10 protein-coding genes and 1 pseudogene are annotated in these 12,599 nt (G+C 41.4%); 4 read left to right on the top strand and 7 right to left on the bottom strand.

The window, feature by feature from the left end; genetic code table 11:
- Positions 1-9 precede the first annotated feature (9 nt).
- The 7 genes and pseudogenes from cysG to rplU form a co-directional block, all read right to left on the bottom strand.
- Positions 10-1,386 carry a siroheme synthase CysG gene (gene cysG, locus AY606_RS00505; RefSeq protein WP_067863154.1) on the bottom strand — a complete coding sequence of 459 codons (1,377 nt, stop codon included), beginning with the start codon at positions 1,384-1,386 and terminating at the stop codon, positions 10-12.
- A gap of 91 nt (positions 1,387-1,477) precedes the next feature.
- A complete protein-coding gene (gene serS, locus AY606_RS00500) occupies positions 1,478-2,749 on the bottom strand; it encodes a serine--tRNA ligase (RefSeq protein ID WP_067863151.1) in 1,272 nt (423 codons plus the stop codon).
- Between the two features lie 119 nt (positions 2,750-2,868).
- Positions 2,869-3,645: an RsiV family protein gene (locus tag AY606_RS00495; protein ID WP_081408333.1), complete on the bottom strand. Its 777-nt coding sequence runs from the start codon at positions 3,643-3,645 to the stop codon at positions 2,869-2,871.
- Between the two features lie 145 nt (positions 3,646-3,790).
- Positions 3,791-5,185: pseudogene (locus AY606_RS00490) on the bottom strand (carotenoid oxygenase family protein).
- Between the two features lie 368 nt (positions 5,186-5,553).
- Positions 5,554-6,252 (bottom strand): outer membrane lipoprotein periplasmic chaperone LolA, encoded by a 699-nt coding sequence (lolA, locus tag AY606_RS00485; RefSeq protein ID WP_067863145.1) that lies wholly within the window; start codon positions 6,250-6,252, stop codon positions 5,554-5,556.
- 212 nt (positions 6,253-6,464) lie between these two features.
- Entirely contained in the window at positions 6,465-6,719 is a 255-nt protein-coding gene (gene rpmA / locus AY606_RS00480) for a 50S ribosomal protein L27 (protein ID WP_067723977.1), read from the bottom strand.
- Positions 6,720-6,737: 18 nt separating this feature from the next.
- The gene (gene rplU / locus AY606_RS00475; protein ID WP_067723976.1) at positions 6,738-7,049 is read right to left on the bottom strand and encodes a 50S ribosomal protein L21; all 312 of its coding nucleotides are present in this window, start codon (positions 7,047-7,049) and stop codon (positions 6,738-6,740) included.
- Positions 7,050-7,479: 430 nt separating this feature from the next.
- On the opposite strand from rplU, the gene sdsA reads away from it, so the two are divergent.
- The 4 genes from sdsA to AY606_RS00455 all read left to right on the top strand — a co-directional run bounded on the left by sdsA (position 7,480) and on the right by AY606_RS00455 (position 12,599).
- Positions 7,480-8,457, top strand: a complete 978-nt coding sequence (gene sdsA / locus AY606_RS00470) for an All-trans-nonaprenyl-diphosphate synthase (protein ID WP_067863141.1) — start codon at positions 7,480-7,482, stop codon at positions 8,455-8,457.
- Between the two features lie 33 nt (positions 8,458-8,490).
- Positions 8,491-10,545, top strand: a complete 2,055-nt coding sequence (locus AY606_RS00465; protein ID WP_067863138.1) for a site-specific recombinase — start codon at positions 8,491-8,493, stop codon at positions 10,543-10,545.
- Positions 10,546-10,695: 150 nt separating this feature from the next.
- On the top strand, positions 10,696-11,301 hold the full coding sequence (locus AY606_RS00460; RefSeq protein WP_067863135.1) for a phosphatase PAP2 family protein: 606 nt from the start codon (positions 10,696-10,698) through the stop codon (positions 11,299-11,301).
- A 32-nt stretch (positions 11,302-11,333) separates the two neighbouring features.
- A complete protein-coding gene (locus AY606_RS00455; protein WP_067863132.1) occupies positions 11,334-12,599 on the top strand; it encodes an efflux RND transporter periplasmic adaptor subunit in 1,266 nt (421 codons plus the stop codon).

The following is a 12,599-nucleotide window of genomic DNA, read 5'->3' as shown; positions in this document are numbered from 1 at the left end:
AAGCTTGAATTAGCCTTGCCACTGTAACTGTTCGCGCAAACTTACTACTTCACCAATAATGGTCAGGGTGGGTGCCTTAATTTGATGTTCTGTCACTTTTGATGCAATGTCTGCCAAAGTTCCTACCACCACTTTCTGGTCCGGTGTTGTACCTTTAGAAATAAGGGCTACTGGCATATTAGAACGCTGGCCATGTGCAATCAGTTGGGCACAGATTTTTTCCAATCCGACCAAGCCCATATACAACACCAGGGTCTGGTTTTCATAGACCAGTTCATGCCACGGCAATTCAGGCGAACCTTCTTTCAAATGTCCAGTCAGGAAGCGGACACTTTGCGCATAATCACGATGCGTTAAAGGAATACCGGCATAAGCAGAACAGCCCGATGCCGCGGTAATCCCCGGCACCACCTGAAAAGCCACACCTGCAGCAAAGAGTTCTTGAATCTCTTCACCACCACGACCAAAGATAAATGGATCACCGCCTTTTAAACGGCAAACACGCTTACCTTGCGCTGCATATTCCACCAATAAAGCATTAATACCATCTTGAGGAACACTATGATTGGAACGGGCCTTGCCGACATAGATTTTTTCTGCATCACGGCGACATAAATCTAAAATCGGCAGTGACACCAAACGGTCATAAATAACCACATCAGCCTGTTGCATCAAGCGTAAAGCTTTTAAGGTCAAAAGTTCCGGATCACCCGGACCTGCACCGACCAAATAAACCTCACCTTTTGGGGTTTGCCACTCCATTAAAGCTTGTTCAATTAAACGATCCGCTTCTGCCATATTGCCATTAAACACCTGTTCCTTGAGGGGACTTGCATACAAGTCTTCCCAAAAAATACGACGTTCATCTGGATTTTCAATTTTAGCTTTGACGGCAGCACGCCATTTCCCGGAAAAATCAGCCAGTTTTCCCATACCATATGGAATGCTTGCTTCTAACTGGGTACGGATTTGACGGGATAAAACCGGTGATGTGCCATTGGTGGCAATCGAAACCACTAGGGGTGAACGGTCAATAATGGCGGGAACCATAAAACGGCAATGCGGTGGATCATCTACACTATTTACCAATATTTTTTCAGCTTCACACGCTTCAAAAACTTGAATATTGGTCGCTTTATCATTGGTTGCGGCAATCACCAAACGGTAATTGCGTAACGGAATATCTGGACTAAAAGGCGCTTGGACATATTGCCCGTGGTACGCTTGCACAATCTCAAGAAGATTGGCTTCAATTTCAGGTGCTATCACGTGAATGATTGCACCTGCTTTTGCCAAAAGTACCGCTTTACGGTAAGCAATACGTCCGCCACCGACAATCAGACAAGGTTGCTGTTGCAACTTTAAAGAGATTGGAAAGATATCCACGAATTACCTCAGTATTTTTAAATCTGACTGTCTTAAACAATTTTCATGCACAAAACTGTGCTATTTGTAGATTTATTGATCAATCCGGAGATTAATCAATAAATTCTGCACCACCCATATATGGACGAAGCACTTCAGGAACTTCAATAGAACCGTCTGCACGTTGATAATTTTCCATCACCGCAAGCAAGGTACGACCCACGGCCAAACCCGAACCGTTCAAGGTATGCACAAATTCGGTTTTCTTTTGGTCGACACGGTAACGTGCTTTCATACGACGTGCCTGGAAGTCGCCCATACATGAACAGCTGGAAATTTCACGATAAGTATTTTGGCTTGGCACCCAGACTTCCAAATCATAAGTCTTGATTGCGCCAAAGCCCATATCGCCACCACACAGGATGATTTTACGATATGGAAGACCAAGCGCCTGCAAAATACCTTCCGCATGACCCGTCAGCTCTTCTAAAGCCTGCATAGACTCTTCAGGTTTAACAATTTGTACCATTTCAACTTTGTCGAACTGGTGTTGACGGATCAAACCACGGGTATCACGACCATACGAACCTGCCTCACTACGGAAACATGGGGTATGCGCTGCATATTTCAGAGGTAAACGATCTGGATCGACAATTTCATCACGCACGAAATTGGTTACCGGCACTTCCGCAGTCGGAATGAGATACAGTTCTTTTTCACCTTGTAACTTGAACAAGTCTTCTTCAAATTTAGGCAACTGACCGGTACCGCGTAAAGATTCTGCATTCACCAGATACGGGACATAGGCTTCGGTATAACCATTTTTTAAGGTATGGGTATCCAGCATGAATTGGGTAAGCGCACGTTGTAAACGCGCCAATGGACCTTTTAATACGCTAAAACGCGTACCTGTCAATTTGGTTGCAGTTTCAAACTCCAAACCGCCCATCCATTCACCCAGGTCAGTATGATCTTTGATTTCAAAATCAAATTGACGCGGTGTGCCCCATTTTAAAATTTCAACGTTATCGTCTTCATCTTTACCTTCAGGTACAGATTCGTGCGGCATGTTTGGAATGCTGAGAGACTTGGTTTCAATTTCATTTTGCAATTCAGCAAGCGCAACTTCAGCTGCTTTAATTTCATCACCAATCGCAGCCATACGCGTCATGATTTCAGATGCATCGCCACCAGATTTTTTAATTTGGCCAACTTGTTTAGCACCCGAATTACGCTCTGCCTGTAAAGCTTCAGTTTTCGATTGAAGCTCTTTACGGCGCGCTTCCAGTGAAGCCCACTCTTCTACATTCAGCTGTACGCCACGTTTTGCTAAGGCTAAATTTACAGCCTCAATATTATTTCTGATTAATTTCGGGTCGATCATAGCCAATCTTTTGCAAAGAAAAAAACTGGCTATAGTGTAAGCGCTAAACGCTAAAAAAGACAGTGACCGAGCTTACAGCTGCGCCTTATTAAAGCAAATTCAACCGAATTAACTAAAAATCAAGGCATCGAATAGTGCGGCAAACTTGGCAAATATTCTGCTTTGATCAATTTGGTCAATGCAACATAAGGCAAGGTCAGTTCGGTCATCCCTTCTGCATAGGAAGCCAACTCATATAGAGGATAGACAAATACAATCCCATTCGCCCCATAGTAAAAATTATCACTTAACTTCAGCTTACTGCGCTCAATACTATGCTGATCTAACCAGATGCTATTTGAATCATAAAGCGCATCTAATACTTGCTGTTCTGTACCCTTCACCAGAATATCCTGTAGCGCCAGACGTTTCTGGTTTTTCAAATCAAAATTCACAAATTCCTGGTGATACATGCCATGTGCTGCACCCGATGAATAATTGTAAGTCTGAATGGCAAAGGTCGCGCGGTCATATTGCTGCCCAATAAAACGTACATAGGTCGAACTTTGACTTAGATTGGGATTAGCACCTTCAGCAGTATTGATTTTTTGATTCGGTGCGGTTGAAAAAGCAATAGGATCGGCTTTTTTAATTCGCTCGATAAAATAATCGTCAATCCAATTAAGATTGGTCTTTACCGTCTGAATGTCGTACTGCATACAGCCATCTGCATCGCAAGCTTCAGGTTTGCTCAGTTTCACAGGAACAACTTTGGCTTGAATTAATGCAATGGATTCTGCCTTTTCCTGCTTTGTTGTTACTGCCTGTTCAGCTTGTGGGGCAGTTCGCTCCTGACATCCGGTCATCACCAGTGCAGCAAAAGAAAAAGGAAGTATCCAGAGCCATTGTTGATTCATGCGTATTTTCATCTTATTTTAACAACCTAGTGCCTTTTATCATGCGGCTTCACTATACAAAGCTCAGTAACTAAATGAAATTTTAAATTGTATCTTTAAAAATATTTAATCTAATCGTGATAAACAAAATAAACATTCCCTAATTTTATGATAAATCGACCCAATTTCCGTGAAAGCCCAATGGCACATGTACACCAAGCAAAATTTCTGCTTGAGGCTGAATATTTAAACCTTGGGCTTTTAAAATCCCCACTTTTGAACCTTCTTTATTGATGTGATGTACATAGGATAATAAGTAACCCTCGCCCTCAGCCGCATTAGATGACTCGGGAATAAAAACGACTTCTCCGGTCACCTATTGATCACCAAATTTATATGTGGCTTTTTCATTTATTTGCAGGTCGTGACAAATCAAGTGATTGGCTTTGATCATTGTCATAGGATCAAAACTAATACTATAAATATAACGATGCTTTTCACCGGTATAGCGCTCGTCAATTCTCGGAAATTCTTGCGCCTGTGCATCCAATACCTGTCGGTCGACAGTATTTTGCTTTAGATCAATTGTCCAGCGCTGCAATTGAGTATTCTGCTGCTCAAATGGACCTTGATGGGATTTTTTAAACATGTAGCGATGAACCACTACATCCAGAATGATTTGCTGTTGATCACTCCGATAAGCATTTGCAGCATGGAAAATAAAACAAGGCTCTATAGAAATCCATTGTACTTCATCTACACGACCATATTTAGGCAAAATACCAATGCGTGCAGCATGCTTTTCATTCCACGCATAAGGCAAGGGATTCCCTTTGATAAGTTGCTTGAAAGAGAATGTTACCGGCAAATCAAAAATTAAAATATCCTGCTCGGTAATGGCACAATCATGAATCATGGGACCGTGTTGCACAGGTATTTTAGCCCAATGCAGCAACATTTCTTGCTGATCAATGACTTCATAATAGGCATGCTTAATATCCAGCGCATCATAGCAAATGGCATGTAAATGGGCGGTTTTATTGTCTTTATGCGGATGTGCAGTAAAAGGCAGGTCTGCATCGGTATTAAAAAAACGGTGTTCTTCTGTATTCAGGTCTAGATCTATGCGAGCTGGCAAAGTACCCGCTTCCACACTCGCCCAAATTTTATTGGCATGATAAAAAACATTGGTATTCACCACATCACTGGGACCACGGCGAAATCCAGCTTTAACAGGCTTGTTCTTTTGCTTTTGCAGGGCATCCGTTTCAATATAATGGCTTTTAAACCACACTGCTTGACCCTGTTCAATTTTTAAAGCATGCAGCATTCCATCGCCTGTAAACCAATGATAGGCATCTTGATTTTCCACATGAATCGGATTTGGTCCTAGTCTTAACAATAGCCCCGTTAATTGCTTTGGAATTTCACCAATAATATTGAACTCCCTGTTTTCAACTTCACCTACGGGAGCAAATATCCCATGAAGATAAGGATTTTTCGTTTTATTTTTGGATGAAGCTATGGATCGTTTTTGTAGCCAAGTCACCCCCAGTCCCATGAATTTTTGACGATAAGTATTAAATTTTGATTTTAAATCTGTGAAACGCGGATAATCCACAACTGGGTTCAGTACATTTTTATTTTTCACTTTTTAAATTCTCCTGAGCTTTTTTCTCTGCTGCTTTCATTTTTTATTTTTTGTTTTTTTAAGGAACCATTGATCTTGGTTATTTCCCCCCTTCGCTTATTATCTTTATATCTGAGCAATTAGAACATTTATTCTGCAGCTTAGATTTATTTTTGCCTAAGTTTATTTTGTCTATAAAAGCATCGCTATATTTTTAGCGCAATATAAACTAAAAAAGCAGTCACGGATGACTGCTTTTAAATAATAATTACTTAATTAACTCATTATAAATTAATTAATTACTGATCAATAATATCTGTGCCTTTAGGCGGTGTAAAATTAAAAGTTGATGCTGGAATTGAAGGATTCACTTTCACATTGTTAAATCGAACATAGGTGGTTTGACCCAGTGAATCTTCCAAAATCATTAAACTTGGTGCTTTGTTGACACCAAAACTAATGGTCAAGCTTTGGAATGCACCATCACGGTCTTTAGGCAGCAAGGTGTAATAAGTCTTGCCTTTATCCGGTTGTGTCACCCGGTAAGATTGCATAATCTGGCTGGTATCGCCCGACAATAATAAAGCTGGTGTATTCGCAACTTGATCATCCAGACTTTGACGAACTGCTTGTTGCAAGTCAGGGTCATAAATCCAGACGGTTTTACCTGAAGTCACAATAGTCTGTTTTGACGGACTGGTGGTTTCCCAGAAAAACTTACCAGGACGGGCAACCTTCATTACACCTTTAAAGGTCTGATTCATATGTTGTCCGGTTAAGCCTTTTTTCTGAGCTACTTTACTCCCCGAAGTGGCTTTGGTCGTTTGTTCAAAATTTGCTGACAAACTACGGATATTAGTTAACTGTTTGACCAAGTTGTTGGTTGCTTGCTGCTCCGACGCTGCAACAGGCGCAGCAAAAACAGCAGTACTCATGATCGGTGCAAGCGTTGCTGTACCTAATGTCATAGCACATAGGGTTTTACGAAGCATTTTCATCTCATCACCTTTTTATTTGCTGTATTACAATTTCTTCAATGTGCCATCTTAAACCAATTTTTCTTTCTAATAATTGAGAAAATAAGAAGTTTTGTATTGTTATTAATGTTCAATGTCGTTTTTTCTACATCATTATGAAGACGCTGATTATTTTCAACCAATTTACAGACATAAAAAACCCACATCAAATGTGGGTTTTTTTCTATTTAAGCTTACGCTTCAACAGATACGTAGCGACGACCGAACTGGCCTTTCACTTCGAATTTGATCACGCCATCAGCGGTAGCAAATAAAGTATGGTCACGGCCCATACCTACGTTTGTACCAGCATGGAATTCTGTACCACGTTGACGAACGATAATGTTACCAGCAGTCACAGATTGACCGCCATACATTTTAACACCTAACATTTTAGGGTTCGAGTCACGACCGTTACGTGTCGATCCACCAGCTTTTTTAGTAGCCATGTTTCATAATCCTCGTAATTAGCCTGAAATAGCAGTAATTTTCAACTCGGTAAACCATTGACGGTGACCTTGTTGTTTACGGTAATGTTTACGACGACGCATTTTAACAATACGGATTTTGTCGTGACGACCGTGGCTAACTACTTCAGCAGTTACTGTAGCACCAGCAACAACTGGAGCACCAATTTGAATGCTTTCGCCGTTTACAAGCATTAATACGTCATCAAACGTAATAGTTGTACCAGTTTCAGCTTTCAACAATTCTACTTTAAGGGTTTCACCCTCAATAACACGGTGCTGTTTACCACCGCTTTGGATTACTGCGTACATAATGTACTCCAAACATGCCCGTGTCGTCGTGTCGATAAAGGAATATACCGATCTTAATACGAGCGCCACTGGGGTATATATTAGGGCAAACATAGTAAGTGATAATAAATCAAACAACAAGCCATTTTAAGGTTTTTTTGCGCGGATTGGATGTTTATTTTATAAACGATCTAAATCTCGAAAATAAATGACTTTTAGCTCGAAATTTTACATTTTATAAAATGAAATAGATTTTTGAAATCAATCCGCTACTATAGACTACGCAATACCGGCTCAGTCACATATGAGATGAGGTATTAGAACGGGCACTCGCTTAAAACTAGTTGCCTAGTCAGGATTTGAGCAACTATCTTAAGATCTTAGCTATATCATTAGATATAGTTGTTACACTATAGAATAAGCAATTCAATTTTTAGAGGTTTCTCTTCACATGGCCATCGACTTTAAGCAAGATATTCTCGCTCCTGTTGCTTCAGACTTTGCTGCGATGGACACGTTTATTAATGAAGGGATTACTTCGAAAGTTGCCTTGGTGATGGCAGTAAGTAAGCACGTAGTGGAAGCAGGCGGTAAACGTATGCGCCCGATTATGTGCTTATTGGCGGCAAAAGCCTGCGGCGCGACCGATATAGAACGTCAACGTAAACTGGCGGCGGTTATTGAAATGCTACACACTGCAACGTTGGTCCATGATGATGTCGTCGATGAATCAGGCTTGCGTCGTGGTCGTCCAACTGCCAATGCCACCTGGAATAATCAAACTGCGGTTTTGGTCGGTGACTTCCTGATTTCGCGTGCTTTCGATTTGTTGGTCGATTTAAACGATATGACCTTGCTCAAAGATTTCTCGACCGGAACCTGTGAAATTGCTGAAGGAGAAGTGCTACAATTACAAGCACAGCATCAGCCTGAAACCTCAGAACAGACTTATCTTGATATTATTCACGGTAAAACTTCACGTTTATTTGAACTGGCGACAGAAGGTGCGGCCATTTTAGCCGGTACACCGCAATACCGTGAACCGCTACGAATTTTTGCCGGTCACTTTGGTAATGCCTTTCAAATTATTGACGATATTTTGGACTACACCTCAGATGCTGAAACATTAGGTAAAAATATTGGTGATGATTTAATGGAAGGTAAACCCACTTTGCCCTTAATCTCTGCACTGCAAAAAACCACCGATGAAGAACATGAAATTGTTCGCAGCAGCATTGCCACCGGTGGCACAGCCCAATTAGAACGTGTTATTGACATTGTACAAAATTGTGGCGCGCTTGATTACTGCCGCCAACGTGCAACAGAAGAAACCGAATCTGCGCTGCAAGCTTTAGATGCGCTTCCGCATAGCGAATATCGCCAAGCACTGATTAACCTGACCCAACTTGCCTTAAACCGAATTCAATGATGGATGTTGAAAAAATAGACTTAACCCTCGCCTATGCATATAAATTTTAATGATCTATTTTTAAAAATGCAGGAGCAGCTTGAATCTCATCAAGCTGTTCTTGATGACTCACTGTTAATTGAGCTGGTTAACCGAATTCGACCAGATGACTCAACCAATACTGAAGAAATTAACTGCAAATTTCGTGCACTTGTACAAGCATTACTGATTACCCCCAATGCCGTTTCTACCTTACAAAATTTTGTCATAAAACTGATTAGCCAGTACAAACAGACCAGTTTGTATGCCGATACCGGTATTTTATCTCTGGATGGTTTTTGGAATCAGCTCGCACAACGCGTAGGCGCTCATTTTTTACCGCTAATTAATGACGAAAGCCAATTGCAAGATTTAGTCCGTCGCGTTTTTTATCAACGTAGTGATAAATATTGGTTGGACAGCATTTCCAGTGAGGATTGGCAAAAGTTATTTGCATTACTGGGGCAAGGTCATGGCAATCAGGCTGAAAAACTTAAAATTAACAGTGAGCTAATTAAAGCTATTACCGTTTTATCTTACCGGATTAGCGGAATTGGTCTATATCCGGAATTTATCAATGCACAACCCGATTTAACTGAATACGAATCACCTTTTCTGGTTCAAAATCGTGAAATTGTTGAATTCATTCAGCATTATAAAAAGCTGCATCAAAATACCGATCCTCTGGCCGTCATTATTCCCCCCGATGCCTCACAAGCGTTGGTCATGATTGAGCAATGTCGCGATGTGGTTTTAAAAATTCGTCGTGCCATCAAACGGATTGGGGTAAGTATCAGTCTGACTTACTTATTATCACTGCTGGAACAGTGTCTAGATCGAATCGAACTGTTAATTAACTTAATTGTTGAAGAAGACAAAATTCGTTATGAGTCGCTCAGTGCTTTACTGGTCGATATTACCTCTGCCATTTATAGCGAACGGAGTGTACGTTCTTTACTTGCCAACAACAGTGAATTGATTGCCTTACAAGTGACCGAAAATGCCAGTAAAACCGGCGAGCACTATGTAAGTACCGACAAAAAAGGTTTTTGGTCGATGTACAAGGCGGCCGCAGGCGCTGGCGTCATTATTGCTGCTATGGCGACCTTAAAAATATTGGCGGCAAGACTGGTCATGGCACCATTGATGCAGGCGTTTATGTTTAGCATGAACTATTCACTCGGTTTCATGCTAATTCATGTGCTGCATTTTACCGTTGCGACCAAACAACCGGCGATGACAGCAGCAGCGCTTGCCGCTACTGTACAGCATCGAAAAGGCTCTAAAACTGCACAAATTGCTGAACTTGCTGCACTGATCATTAATATTATTCGAACCCAGTTTATTGCCATTCTCGGAAATATTTCGATTGCCATTCCAACGGCTGCAGTCATTAGCCTGCTCTGGCAATATGGAATGAATGAACCACTGCTGTCTCATGCCAAGGCGACTGCAACCTTACATTCACTTAATCCATTTATTTCACTGGCCATTCCACATGCTGCCATTGCTGGAGTTTGTCTGTTTTTCTCGGGTTTGATTGCCGGTTATTTCGACAATATGGCGGTATACCGTAAAGTCGGTCCGCGTTTGCAGGCACATGCACGATTAAAACAATGGATGGGAGAAGAACGCCTGAATCGTTTCGCGCTTTATATTGAACTAAATTTAGGCGCGCTGGCGGGGAACTTCTTATTCGGGATTATGCTTGGAAGTATGGGAACCATTGGTTTTATTTTGGGTCTTCCCCTTGATATTCGACATATTGCCTTTGCTTCAGCCAACTTTATTCAGGGTTTGATCGATATTAATGGTAGCCCTGAAATCGGTCTGATTTTTGTATCATTTTTAGGGGTGCTGCTGATTGGACTGACGAACTTATTTGTGAGTTTTAGTCTGACCATTATTGTGGCCTTACGCGCACGAAGAGTTCGATTTGAACAATGGAAGCCTTTAGCCAAACTGGTGCTTACTCATTTCTTGACCCGCCCCAGTGACTTCTTTTGGCCTCCCAAGATTCCGTTAGAAGTAGATGAATCATTACCTTCACAAAAAATGACACATAAATAATTGGTTATTTTTTTTTTAATTCAGCTTTAAAATTAGCAAAAAAGTAATTAGCATAATTTACACACACTTGAAATAAAGTGTACTGATGAGTACACTTTAACCATTAAATTAGTCTTACTCTAATTGACCAAGATAACAAAGGTTCCTTACATGCCGTACCTATTGCTCGGTGTAGGTTTTTTCTTATTTATTTTCAGTGTATTAATGCTTTTTATTCCATCACTTCATCAGTATGATTTAGCGATGGTTGAATGGATAAGTCAGCATCGCACAGTGCAATTAAATACGATTACTATCACACTTTCTATTATAGGTGGCATGCCATTTGTGCTATTTTTAACCACAATCTGGTGTTTACACCAAGTATGGTATAAAAAATACACAAATGTTATTTTTATAAGTTTAGGGCTTATTGGAAGCATTGCCACGGTTTGGCTGCTTAAATATATAATTTCAAGACCTCGTCCACCCGAAATGTATCATCTGGTCAACAGCTATGGTGCTTCATTTCCCAGTGCTCATAGTATTTATGCCGCTGCCTTGGGCTGTCTTGCAATTTATCTGAGTCAAAAACATCCACAGCACACACTGATTTGTATTTGTGCTTTTATATGGTTGTTAATTATGGGAATTTCAAGGGTTTACCTTGGGGTACATTTCCCCTCTGATGTTTTGGCTGGTTGGAGCATAAGTTTTATTTGGATCACACTACTTTATATGCTGTACGTCAAATTCAGTAGAGCGAAAACAAATTAATTTTTAGATAAAAATCTAATCGAGGTGGAACAATGATGTCTGCAAAGCTATGGGCGCCCGCCCTTACCGCTTGCGCATTAGCAACAAGTATTGCACTTGTTGGTTGTAGCAAAGATCCAAAGGATGCGCAGCAAGCTGCAGCAGCCCAAAAGATGCCACCGACTGAAGTTGGTGTCATTGTTGCTCAACCCCAAAGCGTTGAACAATCGGTGGAACTTTCAGGTCGGACCACGGCATTTGAAATTTCTGAAGTGCGCCCACAAACCAGTGGCGTCATTCAAAAACGACTTTTCACTGAAGGCAGTTATGTTCGTGAAGGGCAAGCCTTGTATGAAATTGACTCGCGTACCAATCGTGCTGGCGTCGATAGTGCCCGTGCCGCACTGAATCGTCAACAAGCCAACTTGAATGTATTACGCGTTAAAGAAGGACGTTATCGTCAACTTGTCGGCAGCAATGCCATTTCAAAACAAGAATATGATGATATTGCTGCGCAAGTAAAATTGGCTGAAGCTGATCTTGCGGCAACACAGGCAGAACTTAAAAATGCCGAAATCAACCTCGGTTATTCAACTGTGCGTGCACCAATTTCAGGTCAAACCAACCGTTCAACTGTTACCGTAGGTGCTTTAGTCACGGCGAGCCAGGCAGATCCTTTGGTCACTGTGCAACGTTTAGATCCCATCTATATCGACATTAACCAGTCAAGTGCTGAATTATTGCGTTTACGCCAACAATTGAGCAAAGGCAGTTTAGACAGCAGCAATAATACCAAAGTCAAACTTAAGCTTGAAGATGGTAGCGACTACCCGGTTGAAGGCCGCCTTGCCTTCTCTGATGCCAGTGTGAATCCGGAAACTGGTACCGTAACTTTACGTGCTGTATTTCCGAACCCGAACCATTTGTTGCTTCCGGGAATGTATGCCACTGCTAAAATTGTACAAGGTGTAATTCCAAATGCCATGTTGATTCCACAAGCAGCGATTACCCGTACTCCGACTGGCCAAGCGATTGCCATGATTGTGAATGCTGAAGGTAAAGTTGAAACACGTCCTGTGGAAACTGCCGGTGTACAAGGTAAAGACTGGATCGTAACTTCTGGTTTAAAAACCGGTGAAAAAGTGATTGTTGATGGTATTGCCAAGGTTAAAGAAGGTGCAACTGTGGTTGCCAAGCCTTATCAACCGGCCGCTGCTCCTCAAGGTGCAGGTCAGCCTGCAGCAGAAGCCAATAAAGCCGCTCAACCTGCGCAGCAAGCACAACCTAAAACTGAACAAAAATCTACTTCAAATACATAA

Source organism: Acinetobacter sp. SFB (genome assembly GCF_001647545.1).
Taxonomy (GTDB): domain Bacteria; phylum Pseudomonadota; class Gammaproteobacteria; order Pseudomonadales; family Moraxellaceae; genus Acinetobacter.
The sequence above is the reverse complement of the archived record's forward strand: the minus strand, read 5'-3'. Positions and strand labels throughout refer to the sequence as shown.

What these genes read in the sequence shown, in the direction of transcription:
- serS (WP_067863151.1), bottom strand. Translation starts at nt 2,749, where the DNA reads ATGATCGACCCGAAATTAATCAGAAATAATATTGAGGCTGTAAATTTA.
- AY606_RS00495 (WP_081408333.1), bottom strand. Translation starts at nt 3,645, where the DNA reads ATGAATCAACAATGGCTCTGGATACTTCCTTTTTCTTTTGCTGCACTG.
- lolA (WP_067863145.1), bottom strand. Translation starts at nt 6,252, where the DNA reads ATGAAAATGCTTCGTAAAACCCTATGTGCTATGACATTAGGTACAGCA.
- rpmA (WP_067723977.1), bottom strand. Translation starts at nt 6,719, where the DNA reads ATGGCTACTAAAAAAGCTGGTGGATCGACACGTAACGGTCGTGACTCG.
- rplU (WP_067723976.1), bottom strand. Translation starts at nt 7,049, where the DNA reads ATGTACGCAGTAATCCAAAGCGGTGGTAAACAGCACCGTGTTATTGAG.
- sdsA (WP_067863141.1), top strand. Translation starts at nt 7,480, where the DNA reads ATGGCCATCGACTTTAAGCAAGATATTCTCGCTCCTGTTGCTTCAGAC.
- AY606_RS00465 (WP_067863138.1), top strand. Translation starts at nt 8,491, where the DNA reads ATGCATATAAATTTTAATGATCTATTTTTAAAAATGCAGGAGCAGCTT.
- AY606_RS00460 (WP_067863135.1), top strand. Translation starts at nt 10,696, where the DNA reads ATGCCGTACCTATTGCTCGGTGTAGGTTTTTTCTTATTTATTTTCAGT.
- AY606_RS00455 (WP_067863132.1), top strand. Translation starts at nt 11,334, where the DNA reads ATGATGTCTGCAAAGCTATGGGCGCCCGCCCTTACCGCTTGCGCATTA.